The organism is Bordetella sp. FB-8 (genome assembly GCF_000382185.1).
Classification (GTDB): Bacteria; Pseudomonadota; Gammaproteobacteria; order Burkholderiales; family Burkholderiaceae_B; genus Bordetella.
Map to the genome: position 1 here is coordinate 1,747,023 of NZ_KB907784.1, position 25,004 is coordinate 1,772,026.

Annotated in this window: 21 protein-coding genes; 4 read left to right on the forward strand and 17 right to left on the reverse strand. The window is 62.4% G+C overall.

Annotated features, from left to right (window positions below; genetic code table 11):
* Positions 1 to 27: 27 nt before the first annotated feature.
* From bcsB to asnB, 6 genes are all read right to left on the reverse strand, one after another.
* Positions 28 to 2,352, reverse strand: coding sequence for a cellulose biosynthesis cyclic di-GMP-binding regulatory protein BcsB (gene bcsB, locus H143_RS20265; protein ID WP_019937776.1), 2,325 nt, complete (start codon positions 2,350 to 2,352; stop codon positions 28 to 30).
* Positions 2,349 to 4,607: a UDP-forming cellulose synthase catalytic subunit gene (gene bcsA / locus H143_RS0108330; RefSeq protein WP_019937777.1), complete on the reverse strand. Its 2,259-nt coding sequence runs from the start codon at positions 4,605 to 4,607 to the stop codon at positions 2,349 to 2,351. The genes bcsB and bcsA overlap by 4 nt, the downstream gene beginning before the upstream one ends.
* Entirely contained in the window at positions 4,604 to 5,383 is a 780-nt protein-coding gene (gene bcsQ, locus H143_RS0108335; RefSeq protein WP_019937778.1) for a cellulose biosynthesis protein BcsQ, read from the reverse strand. The genes bcsA and bcsQ overlap by 4 nt, the downstream gene beginning before the upstream one ends.
* Positions 5,377 to 6,105, reverse strand: a complete 729-nt coding sequence (bcsP, locus tag H143_RS0108340) for a cellulose biosynthesis protein BcsP (protein WP_019937779.1) — start codon at positions 6,103 to 6,105, stop codon at positions 5,377 to 5,379. Before bcsP ends, bcsQ begins: the two co-directional genes overlap by 7 nt.
* 86 nt (positions 6,106 to 6,191) lie before the next feature.
* The gene (bcsD, locus tag H143_RS0108345; protein WP_231378479.1) at positions 6,192 to 6,635 is read right to left on the reverse strand and encodes a cellulose biosynthesis protein BcsD; all 444 of its coding nucleotides are present in this window, start codon (positions 6,633 to 6,635) and stop codon (positions 6,192 to 6,194) included.
* A gap of 599 nt (positions 6,636 to 7,234) precedes the next feature.
* A complete protein-coding gene (gene asnB / locus H143_RS0108350; protein WP_019937781.1) occupies positions 7,235 to 9,091 on the reverse strand; it encodes an asparagine synthase (glutamine-hydrolyzing) in 1,857 nt (618 codons plus the stop codon).
* Between the two features lie 123 nt (positions 9,092 to 9,214).
* Between asnB and H143_RS0108355 the strand changes: the two genes are divergently transcribed.
* Both H143_RS0108355 and H143_RS0108360 read left to right on the forward strand, forming a co-directional pair.
* Complete coding sequence (locus tag H143_RS0108355; protein ID WP_026349852.1) at positions 9,215 to 10,516, forward strand: nucleotide sugar dehydrogenase; 1,302 nt, start codon at positions 9,215 to 9,217, stop codon at positions 10,514 to 10,516.
* Positions 10,473 to 11,702, forward strand: coding sequence for a glycosyltransferase family 4 protein (locus H143_RS0108360; RefSeq protein ID WP_231378480.1), 1,230 nt, complete (start codon positions 10,473 to 10,475; stop codon positions 11,700 to 11,702). Before H143_RS0108355 ends, H143_RS0108360 begins: the two co-directional genes overlap by 44 nt.
* 15 nt (positions 11,703 to 11,717) lie before the next feature.
* Here H143_RS0108360 and H143_RS0108365 read toward each other — a convergent pair whose 3' ends face one another.
* The 11 genes from H143_RS0108365 to H143_RS0108415 all read right to left on the reverse strand — a co-directional run bounded on the left by H143_RS0108365 (position 11,718) and on the right by H143_RS0108415 (position 22,907).
* Positions 11,718 to 13,133 (reverse strand): undecaprenyl-phosphate glucose phosphotransferase, encoded by a 1,416-nt coding sequence (locus H143_RS0108365; protein ID WP_155803354.1) that lies wholly within the window; start codon positions 13,131 to 13,133, stop codon positions 11,718 to 11,720.
* Positions 13,134 to 13,317: 184 nt separating this feature from the next.
* Positions 13,318 to 14,727 (reverse strand): undecaprenyl-phosphate glucose phosphotransferase, encoded by a 1,410-nt coding sequence (locus H143_RS0108370; protein ID WP_019937785.1) that lies wholly within the window; start codon positions 14,725 to 14,727, stop codon positions 13,318 to 13,320.
* A 362-nt stretch (positions 14,728 to 15,089) separates the two neighbouring features.
* Positions 15,090 to 15,818: an amino acid ABC transporter ATP-binding protein gene (locus tag H143_RS0108375; protein ID WP_026349854.1), complete on the reverse strand. Its 729-nt coding sequence runs from the start codon at positions 15,816 to 15,818 to the stop codon at positions 15,090 to 15,092.
* Between the two features lie 50 nt (positions 15,819 to 15,868).
* Positions 15,869 to 16,507, reverse strand: a complete 639-nt coding sequence (locus H143_RS0108380; protein WP_019937787.1) for an amino acid ABC transporter permease — start codon at positions 16,505 to 16,507, stop codon at positions 15,869 to 15,871.
* 18 nt (positions 16,508 to 16,525) lie between these two features.
* Positions 16,526 to 17,239 carry an amino acid ABC transporter permease gene (locus H143_RS0108385; protein WP_019937788.1) on the reverse strand — a complete coding sequence of 238 codons (714 nt, stop codon included), beginning with the start codon at positions 17,237 to 17,239 and terminating at the stop codon, positions 16,526 to 16,528.
* Positions 17,240 to 17,248: 9 nt separating this feature from the next.
* On the reverse strand, positions 17,249 to 18,133 hold the full coding sequence (locus tag H143_RS0108390; protein ID WP_019937789.1) for an amino acid ABC transporter substrate-binding protein: 885 nt from the start codon (positions 18,131 to 18,133) through the stop codon (positions 17,249 to 17,251).
* Between the two features lie 69 nt (positions 18,134 to 18,202).
* The gene (locus H143_RS0108395; protein ID WP_019937790.1) at positions 18,203 to 19,288 is read right to left on the reverse strand and encodes an NAD/NADP octopine/nopaline dehydrogenase family protein; all 1,086 of its coding nucleotides are present in this window, start codon (positions 19,286 to 19,288) and stop codon (positions 18,203 to 18,205) included.
* Positions 19,289 to 19,873: a peroxidase-related enzyme gene (locus tag H143_RS0108400; protein WP_019937791.1), complete on the reverse strand. Its 585-nt coding sequence runs from the start codon at positions 19,871 to 19,873 to the stop codon at positions 19,289 to 19,291.
* On the reverse strand, positions 19,870 to 20,367 hold the full coding sequence (locus H143_RS0108405; RefSeq protein ID WP_019937792.1) for a CMD domain-containing protein: 498 nt from the start codon (positions 20,365 to 20,367) through the stop codon (positions 19,870 to 19,872). The genes H143_RS0108400 and H143_RS0108405 overlap by 4 nt, the downstream gene beginning before the upstream one ends.
* A gap of 55 nt (positions 20,368 to 20,422) precedes the next feature.
* A complete protein-coding gene (locus H143_RS0108410; RefSeq protein ID WP_019937793.1) occupies positions 20,423 to 21,898 on the reverse strand; it encodes an NAD(P)-binding domain-containing protein in 1,476 nt (491 codons plus the stop codon).
* 31 nt (positions 21,899 to 21,929) lie between these two features.
* Entirely contained in the window at positions 21,930 to 22,907 is a 978-nt protein-coding gene (locus tag H143_RS0108415) for a LysR family transcriptional regulator (protein ID WP_019937794.1), read from the reverse strand.
* 162 nt (positions 22,908 to 23,069) lie between these two features.
* Here H143_RS0108415 and H143_RS0108420 point away from each other — a divergent pair, with 162 nt between their 5' ends.
* Both H143_RS0108420 and H143_RS0108430 read left to right on the forward strand, forming a co-directional pair.
* Complete coding sequence (locus H143_RS0108420; protein WP_051094388.1) at positions 23,070 to 24,320, forward strand: MFS transporter; 1,251 nt, start codon at positions 23,070 to 23,072, stop codon at positions 24,318 to 24,320.
* Between the two features lie 290 nt (positions 24,321 to 24,610).
* Positions 24,611 to 24,937, forward strand: coding sequence for a hypothetical protein (locus tag H143_RS0108430; RefSeq protein ID WP_019937797.1), 327 nt, complete (start codon positions 24,611 to 24,613; stop codon positions 24,935 to 24,937).
* Positions 24,938 to 25,004: the final 67 nt, after the last annotated feature.

Below are 25,004 nucleotides of genomic sequence, written 5' to 3' on the forward strand. Positions count from 1 at the left end.
GAATCCTCGTCTTTTTTCTTCACGTTGCTATGTTTGGGAATGTTCCAGTTCCAATCGGTATAGCGCGCGCCGGTGCAGGAATACACCGCCCAGCAAGCCTATGAGCGCTACGCCGACCAGCGTCGCCACGAGCAGTAGCAGCATGTGGTTGGCAAAAAACCACTCCACCGCCAGCCAGAGCGGCAAACGCCCGACGTAATAGCTCCGATCGTCCTGCAAAGTGGTAATGGCGCCGTCATGCACCACGGCTAGGCTGCCGCCGATCTTATCGCCCGCGCTCTTTTCGATGAGATAGCGATTGGTCAGCAGCGTGCTTACCACCGCGTTCAGGCCGGCTGGGGTATTGCTCGATAAGACGACTACGCTGCGCCCGTGCTCCAGCGGTGACATGAGGCCGGCGACCATGCCTTGCCGGTCGCCGCCACGATACAGATCGCCAGTTGCCGCACGCCGGCCGCTCTCGCCGGTGTCCTTCAGCTTGTCCCATAGGTTCAGGAACCCGTTCCCGCTGCTAGGTGCGGCGCCCGGGTCGAAGAAGCTGCGCGGCAGATCACCGCGCCACGCATTGATCAAGGGCTGATCGCCGCCCGAATCCAGCACCAGCAAGTCTTTACCGCTTAGCGACTTGGCCTGCGCCGCGCTGCCTACTGTTACTCCAAGCGTCGGATAGCCTGTGGCCTGGCCCATGCCGCCCATCAGGGTGAGGTAAGCGGAATAGTCGTCCACGCCCGGCTTGTCAGGCATGATCACCGCCGTCTCAGACAGGTCGGCCATGCGCGTGAAAGGAAAGCCCGCATCGCCGAAGGCGCGAAGATCGGGCATGGCCTCGTAGTGCGGCAGATGGGAAATGTCGATGGTCGACGTGGGATCGATCGCGCTTTCGATTGAACCGCCCGGGACGTCTTGATAGTTGCCGTCTGGCTTGAGGAATTCGTAGCGGAAGTGAAACTGCAGCGTGGCCAGCGGCGGCAGCAGATAGGTGGGAATGCGCAGTTCGGCGTGGCCGTCCGATGCGCTGGGGGACAGCGGCAGGGACTGCAAGAGCTGGTTGCCGGACAACACGGTCAGTTCCGAATGCAACGACGTCGGGCGTTGCGTGTAGGAGTAATGCAGATTCAGCTTCGCTCCGGGGTTGTTCCAGCCGAACAAGCCCGGAGGCAGGCGCAGGTTCACATTGATTGTCCTCGGCTGCAGGCCCTGGGCCGTGAACGTGTCGGCCGGCATCAATTCGCCCAATTGCATAGGGCGGTCGCTGCGCAGCCACTTGGGCGCGTCGAAAGGCTTTCGTGGCGCGGCTGTGACCATGGCATTGATTCTGGCCTGAGGGCCGGATAAGGTCTGAGCGCCCGTGGCCAGTGCCATGGCGGCCTGGCGGATTTCCGCATCGTCACGGCCCGTGATCAGCAACAGTTTGCCGTTGGGGTCGTTGGGATTGGGCACGATGGCCAGCGTCGGACCATTCACTGCGGGCATCGTCAAGCCCGGCAATTCGCCCGGCAGCGCCAGTACCACGGCATGGCCGTGCGCGGGTACCGCGCCCAGGCTGGCCGTGAAGCGAGCACCGCGATAGTCCGCCAGCGCGCCGAACCACGAGGTCACGATGCCGGCCGATTCCAGGCGGCTGGCGTCGGGCGCATGCGGCAGCACCACGGGCAGCTCAAGCGTGCGCTCGTCGTGCGCGTCGAAAAACGGCGCGGGCAGGAGCGATAGCTCGTTGGGCAGATCCACCGGCACCACGGTCAACTCCAGCATGCTGCCGGAGTTCGCCTTGAGCCATAGATCGGGACTCTGGGGATCATTGCCCTTGTCGCTGGCTTCGCTATGGGCGATCAACTCCAGGTTCAAATGATTGAACTTTGACAAGACCGACACGGGCAGATCCACCGAAAGGTGCTCAAATGTGCTCGACGCGGATTTGGACAAGGGGATGGTGGCCCCTACCACGCCATTGAGCAGCACTTTGAGATGCGAGAGCGCTGGCAGCAGTGTGGGCGAATAGCTGTAGTCTAGATTGAGCCTGACACGCACCACGCGTTCATCCTGGCGCAGGCCGAAATCCATGCCGCCGTAGCTGTCCTCGCCTCTCAGGGTCAGCCCCTGGTCCGCGTAATGCCGCAACAGCGGAATGCGGTAAGTCTGAGCGCCGGGCGGCAGGAAAGGAGAGGCCTGGGGAGACGCGGTGGACACAGCCGCCGCTGGCGCGGTCGGCGCGGAGGCAGGCGGCGCCTCGGCGGGTGCAGCCAGGGCCCAGGCATCGGCTGCGCCTAGCAGGGGGATGCAACAACACCATAGCGCAATCAGCCGGCGCAGGCATGCGACACGCAGCGAGGACGGCGTACACCTGAAGCTCATGATCGTTTGGTTCCCGGTGCGCCCGTGGACACCTCGGCCGGATGGCGCAAGTGCCCCTTGCCCCACCAGAACATCTGCTTGAGCAGATCCCGCAAGCCGACTATGCCGATGCCGATCACCTCGACGAAGGAGCGCATCGGCCTATCGGGGCGATATTTTCCCCAGGACGAGGACCAGTTGTCGGCGCGCGCAAACGTCACCCGCGCCAGATCGCGCTCTTGCTCGATGGTCAGGTCCGGAAAGCTCACGCCCAGCAGACGGCCACGGCACATCACGACTTCGGCGGGGAATATGCCTTCGTAGTTGTCGCGGAACACCGAGATCATGACGCGCTCGCCGCGCTCCGGCAAGGGCGCATCCTCGGGCATCATCAGCCCCAGCCCGCCACGAGAGAAGTCGCTGGCCTGGCAGGCGATGCGACGCCCGTCGGGCAGGCCCACGGCGGCTGGCAATTTGACCTGCACGCGCGGCATGGAGCGCAACTGCTTTTCCTCGCTCGCGACCCCCGCGGCCGCGCTCAGAAGCATGATGTTGTAGGCCACCCACCCCAGGTTGAACAAGATACTCATCGTCACGATCCATTTGGGATGATGCGCCAGGTCCACCAGGCCCACCACGACGCCTACCAGGTTCACGAGCAGTAGGCCGAGGTAGGGCCTGGCCAGCGCCCAATCGAAAAACGATTGTCGGATTACTCCGCCCTTGGCTGTCACGTTGAAACCCTTGCTGCCGGGAAACAGCAAAGCCTGGATCACCGGCACAATGGTGTACCAAGCCAATACCGTTTCGTAGATTTCGTTCCAGAACGAGTGGCGGAAACGTCCTTGAATGCGGGAGGCGCCCATGTTCGAAATAATGAGATGCGGCACGACATAGGCCAGCACCATCAGCGCCGATGCATGAAAGACCTGCGCGCCGAAGAATAGATAAGCCATGGGCATGAGCAGGAACACCATGCGCGGGATCCCGAAGAAGAAGTGCATCATCGCGCTCAGGTAGCACAGCCGCTGCGACAGGCGCAAACCTCGGCTCAGCAGCGGGTTGTATTTGCGGAAGATCTCCGCCATGCCGCGTGCCCAGCGTATGCGTTGGCCGATATGGCGTCCCAGGCTTTCGGTCGCCAGGCCAGCCGCTTGCGGCACGGCCAGATAGGCGGTGTTGTAGCCCTTCGCGCTCAGCTTCAGTGCGGTCAGGGCGTCTTCCGTGACGCTTTCGGTCGCTACGCCACCGATATCCTCCAGCGCGGAACGCCGCAGCACCGCGCAGGAACCGCAAAAGAAGGAGGCATTCCATAGGTCGTTGCCATTTTGCACCACGCCATAGAACAGGTCGCCTTCGTTGGGTACCCGCCTGAAGGTTTCGAGATTGCGCTCGAAGGGATCTGGTGAAAAGAACACGTGCGGTGTCTGCAACACGGCCAGCTTCTTGTCTTTCAGGAACCACCCCATGCAGACCTGCAGGAACGAACGGGTGGTGATGTGATCGCAGTCGAACACGGCGATGTATTCGCCGCTGGTTCGCGGCAGCGCCGCGTTCAGATTGCCGGCCTTGGCGTATTGGTTGTCAGCCCGTGTCAGGTAGCCCACGCCCGCTTGGGCGCAGAATTCCCGGAACTCATCCCGGCGGCCGTCATCCAGCACGTACACGCGCAGCTTGTCGGCGGGCCAATCGAGCACCGTGGCGGCCATCACCGTCTGCCGCACGACGTCCAGAGGCTCGTTGTAGGTTGGGATGTACACATCCACCGTGGGCCAGGCCGAGGTATCGACCGGCAGCGGCACAGGTCGGCGCGGCAGCGGCCAGAGCGTCTGGAAATAGCTGAGTATCAGCATCACTAATGCGTATATTTCGGCCAGCAGCAAGGCATAGCCGAACACGAATTCCAGCGGCCCGGAAAAATTCAGCGTCTGGGTCACGCGCCAGTATATGTAGCGTAGGGAAACGAATATAGACAGGGTCACCATCGTTACCGTGATTAACCTGCCGCTGATGCGGCTCAGCAAAAAGGCGACGAGGATGCAGAGGATCCCGAATACCCATTGCTGCGTCGAATTCAGCTTGACCGTCACGGTTGCGATGAACAGCAGCGCGGCCAACAGCACTATCAGCAGCCGGAACCAGTTCGGCGACCATAGCGACGCCCCCAGGGTCATGAGCCGCTCGTCCCATTGCTTGCCGTCATAGTCCCGCAGAGGCGTGTCGGCCTGCGATGGCTCCGGCGCCAGTTTGGTCCGCTTCGGTTTGGTCTGACTCATAGAGCCGCGTCCGCCCTGGTTTTCAGGCGCCGTAAGATCCAATCCGCGCATTGCATCAGGTCTTTGCGGCCCAGGCTGTAGGGATCGGCCTCGACCACGGTGCGGCCCCGGGCCAGCGATTCGCTCACGGCCTGATCTTCGTGCACCACGCCGATGACGCGATCGCCCAGCGCGCTTTGGATCAGATGTACCGAGTCTTTGGATAGAAGCCGCGCGGCATCGACCTGATTGACGATGCAGACATGTCCGAGCCGGCCGGGCCGCGCCCCGCTATAGCGTTGGATCATGTTTTCGATCATCGGCAGCGTGGGGTATGAGGCGGCGTCGGCCAGCAGCACGGAGATCACCAGATCGGCCGCGCCCAGCGCTTGGCGCAGGTATTCAGACGATCCTGGCGGCGTGTCCAGGATCACCACCGTGTCGCTGTTCAGGTTCAAGCTGCGCAAATGATTCGATAGCCAGTTGGGATCGGAGGCAATCTGGCGTTCCAGGGTCTGTAGGTCGGTATCGTTGACCTGGCCGAAGGGCAGGACGTAAACACCCGAAACGGATCGCACGCAGGCATTGCGCCAGGGCGTTCCGCCTACGCTGGCACGCGATAGGCCATGGATGTCTTCCGGGTTGCCGCCCAGATGCAAGTGCAGGGCATTCTGCGGATCGAGGTCGATCGACAGGATTGCGCGGCCAGTCTGGCACAGCGCCGTTCCCAGGTTGGCGGCTATCGTGCTCTTACCCACGCCACCCTTGGCAGCCACGACTGCGATGACCGTTACCATGGCGATTTTTGACCTTGTGTGGAATCGGCTGCGGGCGCGGTTCGCGCCAGGCGAGCAAACACGCCGCTCAGGCTGGAAGTCTGCGCGGCGGGTGTAGGAGTCGGTGGCTCTGAAACAGGCAGTGGTTCGGTCAGAGGTTGGGCAGCGGATTGTTCCGGCATGACAGGCGCAAGCGGCGCTTGAGTCACGATGGGAGCGAAAGATTGTCCGGGCTCGGCATAAGCGGGCAATGGATCGGGCATGGCAGCGTGGATAACGTGCGGCTGTTCAAGCACGGCAGGCATGGGAACCGGTGCCATGTGCACGTATTCGACAGGAGGGGAGGGGGCAGGGGCAAGCGGCGGCTCATAGGCCGGCGCTGCGTTTTCCACGATTGCGGCAGCGGTGTAGGGCGCCTGTTCCTGGGCCGCGAATGGCATGGACATCGTCGCAGGCCCGATCCAAGGGTCGCTCGGCCCAATCGGAGCCTTCGGCACGGCCGGCGCGATGGTTGCCGCTTCGTGTGCCATCGCGTCAAATCTCGCCGCTTCGGCTTGGTGAACTGCTTCGTCCGGTGTTCCGTTCACCGATATCGCTTCGGCCCGGTCCGGATGTACGGCCGACAACATGGTCCAGCGCCCGCGAGACGCGTGCGCCTGTTCCGCCACCTCTACCTCTTTATATTGCGACGGGTTCCCGCCTGTCTGTTGGTAGAGGTTTGAAATGTCCGTTGTATTGCTCATGTAACGCCCTCGTTCCTGCATTCCCCGGGCCGACATGCCTAGGCCGACATGCACCGAACAGATTTACGGCATGCGCCGCAAACCCGTCATCTGCCGAAGTGAAAAACCATCGCGCCCGAGGCGCTGTGATCGTCCGCCGAAGTCACCCGCAGTTGCGAGTCGGCTCCCGATTGGTGCATCCACAAATCGTAGGCACCCTCCAGGAAAGCGCTGGACCAAGCCTGGTGGGCTGCGCCGAACGCCGCTTGCAAAGGCGCGTAGTAATGGCTCAGCACCAAACGGTCTTGGGCCTCGTGTATTTCGACCCAGCCCCAGTCCATCGCATCCCAGACCCGGTTGATGGCCATCTGCAGGTCGGCGATCGTGCTGGTTCCGGGCAGCGAGTGCTGGCGGGCGAATTGCTCGCCGGTGCGGCGCATGACCTGGCCCAAGTGCCTAGAGGTCATGTCTTGCGCCAGCTCTTCGGCGAAAATCGATAGGAACGAGCGCCATTGCGGTGCGCACAGGCGGTTGTTGATGTAATGACTCACGGCAGTGGTGTTATCCACGTTTCCTCCAGCAATACCATCGACATGGCATGCCCGCCGAATGCGGATCAGCCCAGGCGGTCTCGCGGCGCGAACCGCAATACCAGAAAATCAATTGATCTGTGTGTGCCATGCCAGGTCGAACCCGGCATGCAAGCCCGCGAAGCAGTAAATTCGTCTGGCCTTGCGCCAGAAAGCGTTCAAATTAGAGCGTGAGCTAGGAAGTAGGATGCAAGGGCGCCTCGATTCAGCGCGCCATGGTGGGATTCTGAAATCAATCACGGCAAAATCTGCCATATTTGGCAAGGCGGAGCTGCTGCTTTCCAGCAACATTCTTGAGGCATAACCTTGCGCCTTTTAGTACATGCGCTTCTCGGCTTTCTTGAAATAGCAGAGAGTGGGCATAGGTAGTGCATTCTAAGGGTGAGAAATACTACAAATCAATTCATTTCAGACATCGAAAGGGTAGGGCACAGGCTCAATTCGATCAATTTGAGTCTAGTTATGGGAATATGAGGGAGGATATAATAAGAATAAAGGGAGATGCCGGTTATTTCGGTGAAAACCATGAATTCCCGCAATGGCTTCGCGCGCCGGCAGCTTCAGTGCTGATGCATGCGTAGAAAGAGTTCAAGATTGGCAAGCGACCAGAGCAGTTTTGCGTGGTTCTGGCTGGCTTTCATATGGCTGGCCACGATGCTATCGAGCACTGCGGCGTCGACAAGGGTTCTGACCTTCGAGTTGCCGGATTGCAGCAGGTCGCGCATCATGGGCTGCAACGGGCCGCGGAACCAGGATTCCAGCGGGACGGCGAAGCCGATCTTTGGCCGGGCCAGCAGTTCCGGACGGAGCAGCTGTTTTGCTATCTCCCGCAGCACGATCTTGCCACGGCGACCCTGAATTAGATGATCTTCGGGGAATTCGGCTGCAAGTTCGGCCAATTTAACGTCCATAAAGGGCATTCTTCCCTCTACGGAGCCCCCCATCATCATCCGGTCGCCTCTTTCGAGGAGGTTGTCGGGCAACCAATATTCAAAGTCGTGAATCTGCAAGGCCCGGATCTGGCTGGAATGGCGCGGCCGCTCGGTGGTTTCGCGTTCCGCGGATCCCCGCGTAAGCCGCTCGATGAGATCCATCCCTCCGCTGGCAAACCAGTTGCGTGCGCGAACCGCGACGTGCGCGGTGCCGGCGGCGCGGCTGAAAATTTTCAGGCGATCGAAGCGATACGGCAGGCGGGCGATTAGCGGATGGAACAACCTCCGGTGGAGCGCGGGAGGGATCACCGCATGGTAGCGGGCTAGCCAGCGTTCAGCCCAGAACTTGGGATAGCCGGCAAGCAGTTCATCTGCGCCTTCGCCGGTAAGAACCATTTTGACCGTCGAGTGCGCGGCTTTCGAAAGCAAATGGATGGCGATATCGGAGGCTTCTGAAACGGGGGCGCCGCGCAATGCGACGCAGCGTGGCCACGCCGCGGCAAAGTCGCCGGCGGTGACGGTAAGTTCATGATGCATCGTGTCGAAGTCTTGCGCGGTGCGTTTTGCCGGCGAAAGTTCGTTGGCGTTGCTGCCCTCGAAGCCGACCGAGAACGTGCGCACGGGGCTGGCGCTATGGCGTTGCATCAATGCCAGGATGACCGAGGAATCCAGGCCGCCTGAAAGATAGAGCCCGAAGGGGGCGTCCGAGCGCATGCGCAAGCGGACGGACTCGTCCAGAAGATTGCCGAGCCGTTCGACGTTTTCCGCAAGGGGGCGCGCTCGGGGCGCTATCGACAGCAGCGGTGTTTCATAGAAGCGCTGTTCACGCGCCATGCCTTTTTCGTAGATCAGGAAGTGCCCGGGCTGGAGTTTGCGGATTTGATGGAAAAAGGTTGAAGGCCCTGTGATGTAACGGCGCGCCAAGTAAGCGGGAATCTGGTCCAGATCGATTGAGGCATGTACTTGATTGAGTTGCTGCAAGGCGCCGATCTCGGAGGCGAATGCGATGCCCTCGGCTATTTCGGCCAGATACAGGGGCTTTTTTCCAACTTGGTCGCGCGCAATGATCAGTCGATCATGGTCCGCATCCCATAGCGCGAACGCGTACATGCCGCGGAATTTGGAAAATGCCTCCGTGCCCCATTGGCGATAGGCTTCGACGACCACTTCCGTATCGCCGTTGCTCGTGAAGCGCAGGCCGAGTTTTTTTAACTCCTCGCGCAATTCCAGGTAATTGTAGATTTCACCGTTATAGGTCACGGTGAAACGGCCATCATGGCTGTGCAGCGGCTGCGCGCTTCCGGTCAAGTCGATGATGGCGAGCCTGCAATGCGCCAGCGCGACCTGTTCCTGGTCGGCTCCCGACTCAATCCAGATGCCATTGCCGTCCGGGCCGCGATGCTCAATGGCATTCAAGGCGCGCGTAAGAACATTGTGCGGCTCGGATACCGGCCGACGCGTCACCCAACCGACTATTCCGCACATTGTTTAACTCCGCCGATGCTCTTGTTTAGTTTATTGCCAGAACTCTACCCAACTATGGTAGCCGCGGGCAAGCCGAGGTAGACTTTGCGACGTTTGTTAAATTTTTCCGATTAAGAGGCCATTTTGCGTATTAGCGTATTCGGACTCGGCTACGTTGGCGTCGTCGCAACGGGTTGCCTGGCGCACGACGGTCACGAAGTGATCGGTGTCGACCCTAATCCAGAAAAAGTAAGACTTATCAACGAAGGGAAATCTCCGATCGTGGAGGCTGAAATCGGCGAACTGATCGTCGCGGCCGGCTCGCGTATCCGCGCGACCGACGACACGATTGCCGCCGTTCGGGATACGGAATTGTCGCTGGTGTGCGTGGGCACGCCCAGCCAAGGAAACGGGTCCCTGGATCTTTCCTACGTTCGCCGCGTCTGCGAGCAGATCGGGCTTGCGATAAGGGACAAGGACGAGCGCCATACCGTCGTCATCCGTTCGACCATTCTCCCCGGCACCATGGCAACTCTCGTGCGTCCGGTGCTCGAGGAAACCTCGGGCAAGCTGGCCGGATCAGGCTTCGGCTTGTGCAACAACCCGGAATTCTTGCGGGAAGGCACGGCGGTTCACGATTATCGCAATCCGCCCAAGACGGTGATTGGCGAAGTCGACGTGACCAGCGGCGATATCGTCGCGAGCCTGTATGCCGGGCTGGACGCGCCTTTGATTCGCACGTCGCTCGAAGTGGCGGAGACGGTCAAATATGTCGACAACGTATGGCATGCAGTGAAAGTCGCTTTTGCCAACGAAGTGGGCTCGATTTGCAAACAGGTGCGGGTCGATGGCCACCAGGTCATGAATATCTTCTGTCAGGATACGAAGCTCAATATCTCCCCCTATTACATGAAGCCTGGCTTCGCCTTCGGCGGCTCTTGCCTTCCCAAGGATGTCAGGGCGCTTTCTTACAAGGCCCAGACTCTCGATCTCGATTTGCCGCTATTGCGTGCAATCATGCCCAGCAACCGAAGCCACATCGACCGCGGCTTCGACATGATTATTCAAGGCAAAGGGCGCAAGATAGGTATTCTTGGCTTCAGCTTCAAGGCCGGTACGGACGATCTGCGGGAAAGCCCCCTGGTCGAGATCATCGAGCGGCTGATCGGCAAGGGCTACGACGTGCGTGTCTACGACCGCAATGTCAGTCTCGCGGCGCTGCAGGGTGGCAACCGGGATTACATCCTCAATCACATTCCCCATATTTCGCGCTTGATGGTGGATTCGATCGACTCGCTGCTCGATCATGCGCAGATCGTCGTCATCGGCAACGGCTCGCCCGAATTCAAGAATCTGACCGTGCGGGAGGGCCAGCACGTCGTCGACTTGGTGCGGGTCGGCAATGTCCCCCCCACGGGAGGCAGCTATGACGGCATCTGCTGGTAAGCGCGGGCGTCGCGTCCTGATCGTTGTCGAAAATCTTCCCGTTCCATTCGACAGGCGGGTCTGGCAAGAGGCGACGACGCTCGTCGCGGCAGGCTATCAGGTAACGATTATCTGTCCCGCCACGCGGGATTGGCCCAAGCGATTCGAGATCATCGATGGCATCCACATCTACCGCCATCCGCTTGCGCATGAGGCGGACGGCGCGCTGGGCTATGCCTTGGAATACGGCGCCGCGCTTTTTTGGGAGTGGGTGCTTGCGGTGAAGATCGCCTTCGGGCGGGGGTTCGACATTTTTCATGCGTGCAATCCGCCGGACCTGATCTTCCTCGTCGGCATGTTCTTCAAGCTGTTCGGCAAGAAATTCGTTTTCGATCACCACGACATCAACCCGGAACTCTACGAAGCCAAGTTCGGCAAGCGCGATTTCTTCTGGAAGTTGATGGTCTGGGCCGAATGGCTGACGTTCAAATTAGCGGACATATCGATCGCGACCAACGAAAGCTACAAACGCATCGCCATCGAGCGCGGCGGCATGGATCCCGATCGGGTTTTCGTCGTCAGGTCCGGACCCAAGCTCGACCGCCTGAAAATACTGCCGCCGGATCCGTCGCTCAAGCGGGGGCGCGATTATCTCGTGGGATACGTGGGCGTCATGGGCAAGCAGGAGGGAATCGACTTGCTTCTAGAGTCTGTGCGCATCCTGGTGCACGAACGCGGTCGGGCCGATATTCAATTCGGGATCGTGGGCGGCGGGACCTCGCTGGAAGAGATGAAGGAACTGGCGAAGACGCTAGGCGTGGCGGATTACGTCACGTTTACCGGCCGGGTCAGCGACGCGGAGCTTTTGGCGGTTCTCAATACGGCCGATGTCTGCGTCAACCCCGACATTGCCAATCCGATGAACGATGCGTCGACCATGAATAAGATCATGGAGTATATGGCGCTGGGTAAGCCCATCGTGCAGTTCGATCTTATGGAAGGCCGGGTGTCCGCTAAAGAGGCATCCCTTTACGCGGCCAAAAACGATCCGGCGGACATGGCATCGAAGATCGTCGAGCTGCTGGCCGATCCCGAGCGCCGCAAGGCCATGGGGGAATTCGGCCGCGCGCGGGTTGAAAACGAACTGGAGTGGAAGTACGAGGCGCCCAAGCTTATCGATGCCTATGCCTCGCTCTATCGCGATTGAGCTGGCAAGGCCGCGTCAATAAGCGTTGTCGCCGCGGATGACTGTCCAGATGGTGAGGAACAGAATGCGGATGTCCAGGCTCAGCGACCAGTACTGGATGTAGTAGCGGTCGTATTCGATCCGGCGCTGCATCTTTTCCAGGGTGTCGGTTTCACCCCGTAGGCCGTTGACTTGCGCCCATCCTGTGATGCCCGGCTTGATGCTGTGGCGTAGCATGTAGCCGCTGATCTGGCGCCGGTAGAGTTCGTTGTGCGCGTCGGCGTGCGGGCGCGGGCCGACCAGGCTCATCGTGCCGAGCAGCACGTTGAACAACTGCGGCAGTTCGTCGAGCGAGGTGCGGCGCAGGATTCGGCCCACCCGCGTTACGCGTGGATCGCCGCGGCTGGCCTGGCGCAGCGTCGCCGTGTCCTTGTCGACGTACATTGAACGGAATTTATAGACGGGAACGGGCTGGCCTCGCTCGCCGTAGCGATTCTGGCGAAAGAGTATCGGGCCGGGCGAATCCAGCCGCACGGCGATGGCGACCGCCAGCATGACGGGCGAGAGCAACAGCAGTGCGATGCCGCCGAGCACCAGATCCATGATTCGCTTGAACACGCGGGCAAAGCCCATGATGGGGGTGGCGTGGATGGACAGGAGCGAAACGCCGGCGATCTCGTTGCTCGTCAAGGTGACGACGTCATCGGCCCAGCGTGTTTCGGGCAGCATGTAGATGTTGGCCGTCGAGTCGTAGAGCTGCTCGAACATTTGGGCGCTCAGTTGCTGGTCGTAATAACCGTAGGGCTGGATGAACACCATGTCGTATGTGGCGTTCTTGATATGAGGCCAGGCGTTCTCGTTCGAACCCAGATACGGCGGAACCGGCCCTTCGGCGGTAATGCGGCTATCCACCGGTTGGGATGCGTAGTAGCCCATGACCTCGATCCCGAGGATGGGCGAACGCCGCAGGCGCAAGTACAGGGTGTGCGCCTGAGGTCCCATGCCAAAGAACACAGCTTTATGCCGATTGTCGGCCAGGTTGTTGATCCAGTAGATGCCCCGGCGGCACAGCATCAGGCACAGCATTTGCAAAATCAGGGCGATGATCGCCCAGCGAGGGACCAGACTGCGCGTCAGGTCTATTTCGGTTTGGTTGCGCACCAGGAAAAGCAGGCTCAGCACCACGGCCAGCACTACCCAGACCCAGCGCAGCAAGGCGCGGCTCAAAAGCCATCCCATGCTGCGCGCGGTGATGAGTTGTCGAAAATCGACGAAGGTCAGGAAGGAGGCGGCGGCGATCAAGATCCAGCCCTGGTGAATATCGGAACCCGCCTCCAGTCCCAGGTGACTGGACAGCGTGTAGAAAGGCACTGCATTGCACAGGGCGCTGAAGATCGCGCTCAGCGCCATGAGGACGTTGTAGTGCAGGGAAAATTGACCAGTTCGAGGCATCTTCGGCAGTCGCGAGGAGAGTGGCGCAGGAGAGGGGCTCACCGAAAAACCACGCAATCCATGTTTGAGTGTATTGCGTGCGTGGCAGCCCTATTTTGGCTGTAATTTCCCTTATTGCCATTTTAATTCTAATTGTTTCTGGCTGTTTGGTATATAAGCTGTTGGCAGGCTGTTACATCGAAACTCAATAGGCGTTGTCGCCGCGGATCACCGTCCAGGCGGTGAGGAACAGGATGCGAATGTCCAGACCCAGCGACCAGTGGGTGATGTAATAGCGGTCATATTTGAGCCGGCGCTGCATTTTCTCCAGGGTGTCGGTTTCGCCGCGCAGGCCGTTGACCTGCGCCCACCCTGTGATGCCAGGTTTGATGCTATGGCGCAGCATGTAGCCGTTGATCTGCTGGCGATAGAGTTCGTTGTGGACGACGGCATGGGGGCGCGGTCCAACCAGGCTCATGGAGCCGGCCAGCACGTTGATCAACTGCGGCAGTTCGTCCAGTGAACTGCGGCGCAGGAACTTGCCCACGCGCGTCACGCGCGGATCGCTGCGGCTGACCTGACGCAACGGGCCGCCGTCTTCGGCATACATCGAACGGAATTTGTAGACATTGATGGATTGGCCGCGTTCGCCATAGCGGACCTGGCGAAAGAGAATCGGCCCGCGCGAGTCGATCCGCACGGCCACCGCGACGATCAGCATGACCGGCGACAGCAGGGCAAACGCCAGGCCGCCCAGCACCAGGTCCATCAGCCGCTTGAAAAGCCGGGCGACGCCGATGATGGGCGTGTCGTGGATCGATAGCAGCGGAATGCCGGCGATCTCGGCGCCGGACAGCGTGACATCCTCGGCCCAGCGGGTCTCGGGCACCATGTAGATGGTGGTGGTCGAATCGTAGAGTTGGCCAAATATCCGGGTGCTCAGTTCCTCGTCATAGTAGTCGTAGGGTTGGATGAACACGATGTCGAATTCGGAGGCCTTGATGCGGGGCCAGGCGCTCTCGTGCGCGCCCAGATAAGGCGGCACCGAGTCCGGTTTTCTGTCGTCGCAGGTCACGGGCTTTGCCGCGTAATAGCCCATCACCTCGATGCCCAGGATGGGCGAGCGCCGCAGGCGCAGCGATAGCGTGCGCGCCTGCGGTCCCATGCCGAAGAACACCGCCTTGCGCCGGTTCATGGCGGTATTGTTGAACTGGTAGATGATGCGCCGGCCCAAGGCCAGGCACAACAGCTGCAGGGGTAGGGCGACGGCCATCCATTCGTAGATCAGGCGGCCCACCGCCGGCAGAACCGTGTTGTCGTGCACGATATAGATCAGGCTCAGTAGCACGGTCAGCAATACCCAGATCCAGCGGACAATGCCGCGGCCCAGCAGCCACCACATATTGCGCGCGGTAATGAGCTGGCGAAAATTGGCGAAGGCCATGAAGGAAACGCCGAAGATCAGATAGCGTATCCAGAAAAAATCGCCCAGCGACTCCAGATCGAGATGTAAAGACAGGACGTAGAAAGGCAATACATTGCACAGCGCGCAGGAAAGTCCGATCAGGACCATGAGCGCGCTGTAGTGCAAGGTCAACTGGCCGGCTCGAAGCATGTTAATCAGGCTGCATAAAGAAGGGGAACCGCGCCAACCAATGAAATCATCGGGTTGGCATTCCCTGATTGCTTGCATTCATAGCAAGCTTTCCCAGGGTGTTATCGGCAGTCTCCCCGAATAGGGCGGCTCGTTCCCGGCGACGCAAGTGTTTCCTCGCGGCAGGAGTCGCCCCCATTCTAGTGGCTGCGGACTGTATGGGTTACTAATTGTTGGCCGGCCGCCACATCGAAAAGCGCGGAGGATGCCTGTTCGCAGGCCGATAGCTTCGCCGTGGCGCTCAAGGTCGCCGCATGCGGCGCAAGCTTAAATTCAGCAACGCCAGAGCGGCGCGGTCCAGATCCGGGCGATGGGGCGCGGCCTCAATGCGTCAGCACTTTCGACAGGAACTGGCGCGCCCGCTCGGTGGCCGGCTCATTGAAGAACTGCGCCTTGGCCGTGTCTTCGAGTATTTGGCCGGCGTCCATGAACAAGACGCGGTCGGCGACGCGGCGGGCAAAGCCCATCTCGTGTGTCACCACCACCATGGTCATGCCTTCCTGGGCCAGCGCCTGCATCACGTCCAGCACTTCGTTGACCATTTCCGGATCCAGCGCCGAGGTCGGCTCGTCAAAGAGCATGGCCTTGGGATTCATGGCCAAGGCACGGGCGATCGAGACGCGCTGCTGCTGTCCGCCGGAAAGCTGGCCTGGGCGGGAGTGCAGTTTGTCCGCCAGGCCGACCCGGTTGAGCAGGCGCGTCGAGATTTCGGACGCCTGCGCCCGGCTGCGCTTGAGCACGTGGACTTGCGCCAGGTTGACGTTCGCCAACGCGCTCATGTGCGGATAGAGCTCGAAATGCTGGAACACCATGCCGATCTGCGCCCGCAGCGCCGGCAGATTGGTGCGCGGCGCGCCTACGCAGATGCCGTCGACGAGGATGCTGCCCGAGTCTAACGGCACCAGGCCGTTGATGCATTTGATCAGGGTGCTCTTGCCGGACCCCGAGGGGCCGCAGACCACGACCACCTCTCCGCGCGCGACCGACAGCGAGCAGTTCTTCAGTATCTGCGCGTGTCCGTAGGACTTGGAGATGTCCTGAACGGCGATCATCGGCGCGACGGCATCATGCGAAGGGGAAGATTCGCGGTTGGACATGGGACTCATTGGATAACGGCCTTTTTGCCGCGGCCTACCAGCAGGGATACGCCGTAGCAGATCACCAGATAGACGACGGCGACGAAAGTGTAGACTTCGATGGGTCGTTCGTTTAGCCCGACCACGACGTTGGCAGCCGTCAGGAAGTCGCGCAGCGCGACGACGTAGACCAGGGACGTGTCCTGAAAAAGGATGATGGCCTGGTTGAGCAGAAGCGGCACCATGGCCGCCACGGCCTGGGGCAGAATGACCAGCCGCAGCGTCTGCCAATTGCCCAGACCGGTGGCGGCGGCCGCGAGGCTCTGGCCTTGCGGCACGGCCAGGATGCCGGCGCGGAAGATCTCGCAGTAGAACGCGGCCTCGAACAACACGAAGGTCGTGAGCGCGGAAGTCATCGCACCCAGGGGGTGGCCCGTTACCAGGGGCAACATGAAGTAGAACCAGAACAGCACCAGGATCAGCGGCATTGACCGGATTACCGCCACATAGCCGCCGACCAGGAGTGCGAGCGTGCGAAAGCGCGATAGTCGCGCCAGGGCCAGCAGAGCGCCCACCAGCATGCCGCCGAGCATGCCAGCTGCCACGAGTAGGGCGCTGGTCACCATGCCATGGGCAAGCAGTTCGCGGTATTTCCAGATGACCATCCAATCCACGGTGGGCTCCTAGGGTCTGCCGGCGAGCGAACCCGTCAGGCGTCGATTGACGATGTGCATGACGCCCGTCACGAGCAGGCCCATGCCCAGGTAGACCGCCGTGGCGAAGGCGTAGGCCTCGAAACCGTGGAAGGTGTAGTTCTCGATCTGGCGACTCTGCGCCGTGAGCTCCATCAGGCCGATCGTCAGGCCGATGGACGACAGTTTGATCGTGATCAGCAGCTCCGAGGTGAGCGGCGCGATGATCTTGCGCAAGGCGATCGGGAACAGGACCAGGCGGTAGGCCTGCAGCGGCGTCAAGCCCGTTGCCAGGGCGGCCGGCAGCAGGCGCACGCGTACGGTATCCACGCCTGCACGCACCTGTTCGGCCACGCGCGAGCCGGAGAACAGCCCGATCGCCATGATGGTCGTTGTCAGTTCGGGCATGGGCATCTGGCCTTTGATCCAGTCGCCCAGCGGTTCGGGAACGATTTCAGGAAAAACGAAGAACCAGAGAAAGAGCTGGACCAGCGGCGGGATGTTGCGGAAAACCTCGACGTAGATGCGCGCCAGCACGCTGGTCCAGCGATAGGGCAGGCTGCGCAGGGCGCCGACGAGAAAGCCAACCGCCATGGCCAGTATCCAGCTGCCGGCGCTGGCGGCGAGCGTTTGTCCCGCGCCTGAGGCCAGCCACCCTAGATAGGGCGACTGGATCAGGACGCTCCAGTCCCACGTGTAGTTCATCGGCGCGTGTTATTCGGGGAAGGAATAGGTGTCCCATGCGGCGCGCAGCTTGGGGCTGATGCCCACGCCCAGGGGGCCGAACCACTTGGCCACGAGCTTGTCGGCCTCGCCCGACTTGAACATGTCCGACATGGTGTGGCCGACGATCCAGGAGAAGGTCGGATTGTTCTTGGCGATGATGAAGGCTTCGGGCTGGTAGCTCAGCTCCGGGCCGACGACGGCCAGATCCTCGGGATGCTTGGCAGCCTTGATCATGCCGTAGAAGGCCCCGTTGTCGCTGAGGTAGGCGGCGCCGCGGTGGCTTTCCAGCGCCAGCAGCGCGGCCGAGTGCGTATTCACGTGCATGATCTTCACGTTCAGGTGGTCCTGCTGGATCAGGCGGTTCAAGGTCGGCTCGCTGGTGCCCGCCGTCGCGACGATGACGGTCTTGCCGTTCAGATCCTTGATGTCCTTGATGCCCGAACTCTTGAGGACGAGCAACTGCTCGGCCGACACCCAACTGATGGGCGAGAAGGACACCTGTTTTTGCCGGGTCCAGGTATTGACCGCGCCTTCGCAGGAGATGTCCACCGTGCCGTTGGCCACCAGCGCCTGGCGCGTCTGGATGTCGACCGGTACGTACTTGATCGCCAGTTCGGGCAGCTTGAGGTAGTCCTTGACCGCGGCGGCGATCTTCAGGCAGAACTCGGTGGAATAACCCGTTGGCTTGCCGTCCGGGCCGACGTAGGACAGCGGCACCGAAGACTCGCGATAGCCTATGGTGAAAGTGTGGGTGGACTTGATCCGGCTGATGGTCGAGTCGATCTCCTGTGCGTGGCCCATGGCGGGCAGCAGTCCGAGGCCGGCGCAGCTCAGCGCGACGGCGGCGATGCGCTTGATGATGTGTGTGCTCATGCTCTTCCCCTTGCGTTATGGTCGCGGCGCATCGCGCCTGAACCGTATGGATGATGGATGCTGCTTGCTTCAGGCGTAGCCATTGCGGGACAACGCCTTTAACTCGGCCAGCGACAGGGCGTCGAGGTCGAGCGCCCGCAGAAGCGCGTTTTCGTCGCTGAAATCCCGTCCGTACATAGCCGAGAAGACAGCCACGCCGGCCTCGTGCAACGGCGCGGGGCGCTGTGTCAACGCGCCCAGCCTGGCCGTGGCCACCAGGCCGTAGGGTACGTCTTCGGTCACGTAACGGCTGTCGGCACTCGCCGGGCCAGTGCCCCCGCGGCCCAGCCGGGACATTTCCTGGTTCATGTCCGAGACGCTGCCCAGGGGCACGTGGAACGACAGATGAAAGTGTTCGAAGATGGTCCGCACCTGCAGGCCGAGCGCCTGCGCGATTGCCAGGCGTTCGGTATCGAGCGCCTCCAGCAGGCGCCCCACGTTCGGCGTGACATGCCTACCCTGGTCCCAGGTTTCGCCCAGTTCCATGCGTGTCATATTGCACAGCGCGATACCCATGTGGTTCTGCGGGTTCAGGTTGCTCAGCGCGATCGCGAGCAGTCCGTCGCGCTCGACGAAGCGCTCGCCGAACAGCTCGCGGCATGCGGCCAGGCCGCGTTCTTTGTCGCTGGCCGGGAGGGTGCACAGATCGATCTTGCTGCGCACGGTATTGACCTTGACGCTGCAAGGCGACGCCAGCCGGCCGGACACGGCCGTCGTGCCCCAGGCCACAATGGGCAGGCGCACGCCGCGCTCTGCGAGCAGGAGCGAGAGATAGAGCGCGCCCAGCGAGGCATGCGAGCTGATGACCACGACATGGTCCCGCGTGAGATGCGGGGCGACGGCGTCCATCATCTTGCGGTGCGCGTAGGCCGGCAGGGCCAGGATGATGACCCGGGCGTGGGCGGCCAGATCTGCAGCGGACGAGGCGGCCTGGACGGCGAACTCGCCTTCGATGGCACCCTGTGCCTTGAGGGGACGTCCTTGCGCGAGCGCCGCGGTGCCATTGCCCGACGGCGACCACAGGCGCACGCGATGGCCGGATTGGGCCAGCAGCGCCGCCGTGCCACATGCGACGGCGCCCGCGCCGATGATGCCCACGGCGATGCAAGTGGGCATTTAGGCCTGGTCCTTGGGCAGCGGATCGCCCAGCGTGTGCATCAGACGGTTGGCCCAGCCAAAGAGCGAGGCGGAGAGGATCAGGTCGAGGATCTCGGCCTGGTCGAGCCCGGCCTCGATCAGTGCGGCCATCTCCCGCGCCGTGGCCTGGCTCGGGGTCTGCGACAGCGTGGTCGCAAACGCCAGGATTGCCGAAAGCCGGGGGGCCAGTTGCGCGTCGGCGCCGTCGGCGAAGATCTTCGCCATGACGGTCTGGTCTTTGGTCAACTGGTTGTAACGGCTGGCGTGGACGGCGGCGCAGTAGACGCAGCGGTTGACCACGGATGCGGCCGTGGCGCCGACCTCGCGCTCCGCGCGCGACAGGCCTGCGTCGTTGTACATGATGGCGTTGAAAAGCGGCGTGCGCACTCTCAGCGTTTCGACATCGTTGGCCAGGACCAGGACGTAGTCGGACACCTTGGTGTGGGACGGCGTGACCTTGAGCGCGTCCAACTGGTCGGCCGAAGCCTGGTCCAGGTCGATGGGTTTGACCCGCGGGCGCCAGTGTGGCACTGCGGTGGTGAATTCGTGCAGGACCGCGCTCATTGTGCGAACTCCTTCATCAGTCTGAGGCCGGCGATCAGCCGGATCTGGTAGGCCAGGAAAGCGTTCAGCTCGGCCAGGCGCACGATGTCCGCGTCGCTCACGCCGGCTTGCTGCAGCCGCGCGATGTCGTCGGCGGTCGTCTCCTTGGGGGCCTGGGTGACGATGTCCGTGAAGGCCAGGACCGCCGTCAACTGGGCATCGCCCTCGCCGTTGAAGGCGGGGTCGGCCAGGCGCGAGATCGCGGCCGAGGCGCGAGCCTGCCGCATCAGGTCTTCGTAGTGCGCTACCAGGCCGGACTCGTTGTGCAGTTTGGCGATGCGCGCGGCCAGCGCGGCGCGTCCCGCGTGCGATATGCCGCCGGGGTCGCCCGGCTTGAGCGCCGCATCGTGCGTGGCCTGCGTCATTTGCAGCACGTCCGCCCGTGTGTCGAGCACGGCGCTCAGCGGCGACTGCGCGTCTATGCCCGCCTGGGTCCTCACGACATCGTTGTTCACCGTTGCTCCTGTCCCGTTAGTGATTTGATCGAGGCCTTGTCCGCATGAGCGGGCGTCATGGCCCCGCCGCCGCGCGCAACGCCGCGCCGAATTCGCTCGCTGTCCATTCGTCGCCCAGCAGTTCCGGCTTGTCGTAGTCGAGCATCTCCTGATAGTGCTCGGCCACGTCCTCGGCATACAGGCGCGAGGCCAGCCCGCGCGCCAGCCAGGCCGCCCCTTCGCTGATGCCGGGAATGTCGCCGCTGACCTTGCCCAGGCTGACCGCGGCGCCGTAGTTAAAGCAATAGATGTTCTTGAGCCAGGGAGCCGTGCCGGGCGTGCGCTCCAGAAACGAGAAATCGTGGGCCAGATAAGGGAAGTTTCCCAGTTCGCGGTGTTGTTCCTGCGCGGGCGGCGTATACCGGTCCTTCCAGAGCAGGATCTGATCGGCATAGCCGGGGAATTCGGCGCGCGCCATGGGATCGACGGTAAAGCCCGTGCCCAGGATGAGATAGTCGCTTTCGAGCTGGCTGCCGTCGGCGGTCGCGACGACGATGCCCGAGCCCGACGCACGGACGCGTTCGACGGCTTTGCCGAAATGGAAGTAGGCGTTGGGATGGCGGCTCACGCGCAAGGTGGAGCCGCGCGGCGCCGGCGTCTGCATGACAGTGGCATAGTGCATGAACCGCCAGCGCCAGGCATCGGATAGGTCGGGAAAGCCGTTTCTCAGGCCGGGCGAGCCTATCCCCATCATTTTGTTGACGGTAGGCATTTCCTTGCGGCGTATGAGGTGGCGCACTTCGGCCGCGCCGGCCTCCAGCGCTTCGGCCGAGTTGTCGACGGCCGAAGCGCCGACGCCGACCACCACCACGCGCTTGCCGCGCAGGCGGGCGAAGTCGATGTCGTCGGACGAATGCGCCCAGAGCGAAGGGTCCAGCCCTCGCACGAAGGCCGGAATGCTGGGATGGCCGGTGCCATCGCGGCCGGTGGCCATGACGACCTTGCGCGCCAGTACCGAGGCGGCCGTCGCGCCGGCCCCCGAGAGATGCAGGCGCAGCAGAGTGCCCTCGGCCACGATGTCATCGACGTTGACGTTGTTCTCGATGGGAACGGACAAGGCCTTGCGGTACCAGCGCAGGTATTGCATCCAAATGGGGCGCGGAATCTTGTCCAGCGGCTCCCATGCCGGGGCGCCATACTGCGCGGTGAACCAAGCGCGGAAGGTCAGGCTGCTCATGCCGTAAGCTGGGCCGACCAGATGCTTGGGCGAGCGCAGCGTTTGCATGCGGGCGTAGTTGAGCCAGGGTCCTTCCAGACCGGCCGGATTGCGGTCGAAAATGCGGGTTTCGGGCATGCCTTCGCATTGCAGCGCGAACCACGCGACCATGCCGCACATGCCCCCGCCGATGATGACGATGTCGTGGACCTTCTCGCCGCGGGCCTGGCGCGGGAGCACCCAGTTCGCGGCAGGGCGGCACAGATATTCGAGGTCCCGGGCCAGGTCTCGCTCCAGTGCGGCCAGCGCCGCATTCGAACCCGGTTGCGGCGTCATGGCAGGGTCTCCGGCAGCGCGGCGGGAAAAATCATGGCAGGGTTTCCGTGGAAGGGGGGACGTGGTCGTAGACGGACTGCAGCAAGGCGCCGTGTTGCGAGGCCTCGTGTCTGACAAAGCCGGGCAGCAGCGCGGCGGCGGCCTGGGCCAGCGCTTGGGCCAAGTCATCGGCCAGGGTCGTGAGCGGTTTGGCCTGGGGCGAGATGACGCCGAAATAGAACGGGATGTCCACGTCCAGCGGGCGGATGGTCACGCCCTGCATGGGCGCGCCGTAAGCGGTCACCGGTTCCAGCACCGCGACGCCCAGGCCGGCGCGCACGGCGCCTAGGGCATAGGTCGACGAGTTGGTTTCGATGATGTTGGCCGAGTTGCCGCCCGCCTGCGCCAGGGCCTGATCCAGGCGATGGCGCAAGCGATAGGGGTTGGCCATGGTGATCAGGCGCCGCTGCGCCATTTCGTGCAGCGCGACCACGGGCCGCGCGGCCGCCGGGTCGTCGGCGGGCAGGGCCACAGCGCAAGGCGCCTGGCCGATCCAGTGCACGTCCAGGCCGCGGTGTTCCAGCGGAAGGCTGGTCGCGCCCAGCTGCACCGCGCCGGTTAGCACGGCGTGCACCACGCGCTCGGGCGTCATGCCCAGGATCTGCATGGCGCCCGGACCCGTGCGGGCCTCGACGCGGCGCACCGCCTCCGGGATCAGGCCAACTGCCAGGGCCGATGTGGCGGCCACGCGCAGGGGCCTGCCGGCATCGCGGGCAATGTCTTTGGCGCGGCTACGGATCTCGCGCAGGCTCGCCAGCGCGCGCTCGACGTCCTCATACAGCAGGAAGCCCTGATCGGTGGGTGTGACGCGCGGCCCGCTGCGCAGGAACAGGGCATAGCCGATTTCGGCTTCCAGCTCCTGGAGCAGGCGGCTGATGGCTGGCTGCGAACGGCCAAGCAGCCGGCCGGCGGCAGTGACACTGCCGGTGGACATGACAGCCGCGAAGGCCTCGAGTTGGCGCAGTTCCATGGAGGGAGGCTACAGTTTCATTCGAAATATGTATTCTTATTAATTCATCATGCGTAATTCAAATAATTAAAGAGGATAAGCATATGGCTGGCAATCGGGTTTTCCCGGCCAAGGCATTAGGGGTTTTCCCAGTTCGAGCTGGGTGATTCAGTATCATTTTTGATGCTCATATCAAAGTCCAATCAAAACCCTCAAGGAAAAATCAACGTGCCAGCCCAAGTAACGCGCTACGGGTGGAAGACCCTGGCCGGTTCGGCCATCGGCTACGCGATGGATGGTTTCGATCTGCTGATCCTGGGTTTCATGCTGAGTCTGATCTCCGCCGACTTGCACTTGACCGGCGGACAGGCAGGCTCGCTGGTGACCTGGACGCTGATCGGCGCCGTCGCCGGCGGCATCCTCTTTGGCGCGCTGAGCGACCATTACGGCCGCGTCCGCGTGCTGACCTGGACCATCGTGATGTTCGCCCTGTTTACCGGCCTGTGCGCCTTTGCGCGCGGGTATGAAGATCTGCTTGTCTATCGCACGTTGGCGGGCGTCGGCCTGGGCGGCGAGTTCGGCATCGGCATGGCCCTGGCTGCGGAAGCCTGGCCCGCCAGGCTGCGGGCGCGGGTGTGTTCGCACGTCGCGCTGGGCTGGCAGGTCGGGGTGCTCCTGGCGGCCCTGCTGACTCCCGCGCTACTGCCCCATATCGGTTGGCGCGGCATGTTCCTGGTGGGCGTGATTCCGGCATTGTTCGCCTGGCTGATCCGTCGCACGCTGCACGAACCCGAGGTGTTCGTGCGCCATGCCAGGGAAAAGGGTTCGCGCGGCAACGCCTTCAAGCTCCTGGTCAAGGACGGCCGCACGACCCGCACCAGCCTGGGCCTGGTGATTCTGTGCGGTGTGCAGAACTTCGGCTACTACGGGATCATGATCTGGATGCCCAGCTTCCTGTCCCACAAGCTCGGCTTCACTTTGGCCAAGTCCGCGTTCTGGACCTCGGTGGCCATCGTCGGCATGATGATCGGCATCTGGGTCTTCGGCCAGATGGCCGACCGCATCGGCCGCAAGCCCGCTTTCCTGTTGTTCCAGGCGGGCGCGGTGGTCATGGTCCTGGTGTATTCGCGGCTCTCCGATCCCTTTGCGATGCTCTGGGTCGGAGCCATCATGGGCATGTTCGTCAACGGCATGGTGGGCGGCTATGGCGCGCTGATGTCCGAGGCCTATCCCACCGAAGCCCGGGCGACCGCGCAAAACGTGCTGTTCAACATCGGCCGCGCCATCGGCGGCTTCGGCCCGGTGGTCGTGGGCACGCTCGCCTCGGCCTACTCGTTCCAGATCGCCATCGGGATGCTGGCGGCCATCTACGTGGTCGACATGCTGGCCACCCTGTTCCTGATCCCCGAGCTCAAGGGCGCCGAACTGGACTGATCCATGGGAAGGGCGGTTTCGTGCATGACGACATCGCGACCCTGAGCGCGTCGGCCGAGACGGTCCGCATGCGCGAGGGCATGGCCGCCCGTTTGCGAACGCGATCCTACAAGGGCGCCCGAAGGCGCGCAGATCACACGCAAGCGCCTGGCGCGCATCTGATCATCGAGGCAATAGCCGGGCGCATGTTCGCGAGGCCACGCAACGCCGCAATGGGCCGCAGGTTGACGATATGATGGCGGTGGGTCGGTCGAAAGCGCCTTCTCGCCATGCCCCAAATAGGAACAATCATGAGCTTTACAGACATTGCAAAACGTTTTGCCGACGCCAGCCCCGGAACCGATACCTTCAAGGCCTTCTACAAGGACGCCTTCCAGCTGATGAAAGCCGACGTGGACAACGCGGGCCTGTATTTCATCGTGGGCATCGTCGCGCAATCCTTCGTGCGCAACTACGAGGACCAGGGCCTCGCGCCCGAGTTCGTCAATGCCGCGAAGGCGATACTGGTGGGCTATAACGCGAAAGTCTGCCAGGGGCTCGTGTCCCCGCCGGCCGAGCGCCTGCGCCTGATCGGTGAGGTCGCCAGCGACTACGAATGGAACGTGCACGACTTCTGACCAGGCATCGAAGGCCCTCTTGCGCCGCGCGGCCGAGGACGCCTCCATCGCAGGGCGCCCAGCATGG

What these genes read in the sequence shown, in the direction of transcription:
- bcsB (WP_019937776.1), bottom strand. Translation starts at nt 2,352, where the DNA reads ATGAGCTTCAGGTGTACGCCGTCCTCGCTGCGTGTCGCATGCCTGCGC.
- bcsA (WP_019937777.1), bottom strand. Translation starts at nt 4,607, where the DNA reads ATGAGTCAGACCAAACCGAAGCGGACCAAACTGGCGCCGGAGCCATCG.
- bcsQ (WP_019937778.1), bottom strand. Translation starts at nt 5,383, where the DNA reads ATGGTAACGGTCATCGCAGTCGTGGCTGCCAAGGGTGGCGTGGGTAAG.
- bcsP (WP_019937779.1), bottom strand. Translation starts at nt 6,105, where the DNA reads ATGAGCAATACAACGGACATTTCAAACCTCTACCAACAGACAGGCGGG.
- asnB (WP_019937781.1), bottom strand. Translation starts at nt 9,091, where the DNA reads ATGTGCGGAATAGTCGGTTGGGTGACGCGTCGGCCGGTATCCGAGCCG.
- H143_RS0108360 (WP_231378480.1), top strand. Translation starts at nt 10,473, where the DNA reads ATGTCCCCCCCACGGGAGGCAGCTATGACGGCATCTGCTGGTAAGCGC.
- H143_RS0108365 (WP_155803354.1), bottom strand. Translation starts at nt 13,133, where the DNA reads ATGCCTCGAACTGGTCAATTTTCCCTGCACTACAACGTCCTCATGGCG.
- H143_RS0108370 (WP_019937785.1), bottom strand. Translation starts at nt 14,727, where the DNA reads ATGCTTCGAGCCGGCCAGTTGACCTTGCACTACAGCGCGCTCATGGTC.
- H143_RS0108375 (WP_026349854.1), bottom strand. Translation starts at nt 15,818, where the DNA reads ATGATCGCCGTTCAGGACATCTCCAAGTCCTACGGACACGCGCAGATA.
- H143_RS0108380 (WP_019937787.1), bottom strand. Translation starts at nt 16,507, where the DNA reads ATGGTCATCTGGAAATACCGCGAACTGCTTGCCCATGGCATGGTGACC.
- H143_RS0108385 (WP_019937788.1), bottom strand. Translation starts at nt 17,239, where the DNA reads ATGAACTACACGTGGGACTGGAGCGTCCTGATCCAGTCGCCCTATCTA.
- H143_RS0108390 (WP_019937789.1), bottom strand. Translation starts at nt 18,133, where the DNA reads ATGAGCACACACATCATCAAGCGCATCGCCGCCGTCGCGCTGAGCTGC.
- H143_RS0108395 (WP_019937790.1), bottom strand. Translation starts at nt 19,288, where the DNA reads ATGCCCACTTGCATCGCCGTGGGCATCATCGGCGCGGGCGCCGTCGCA.
- H143_RS0108400 (WP_019937791.1), bottom strand. Translation starts at nt 19,873, where the DNA reads ATGAGCGCGGTCCTGCACGAATTCACCACCGCAGTGCCACACTGGCGC.
- H143_RS0108410 (WP_019937793.1), bottom strand. Translation starts at nt 21,898, where the DNA reads ATGACGCCGCAACCGGGTTCGAATGCGGCGCTGGCCGCACTGGAGCGA.
- H143_RS0108415 (WP_019937794.1), bottom strand. Translation starts at nt 22,907, where the DNA reads ATGGAACTGCGCCAACTCGAGGCCTTCGCGGCTGTCATGTCCACCGGC.
- H143_RS0108420 (WP_051094388.1), top strand. Translation starts at nt 23,070, where the DNA reads ATGCTCATATCAAAGTCCAATCAAAACCCTCAAGGAAAAATCAACGTG.
- H143_RS0108430 (WP_019937797.1), top strand. Translation starts at nt 24,611, where the DNA reads ATGAGCTTTACAGACATTGCAAAACGTTTTGCCGACGCCAGCCCCGGA.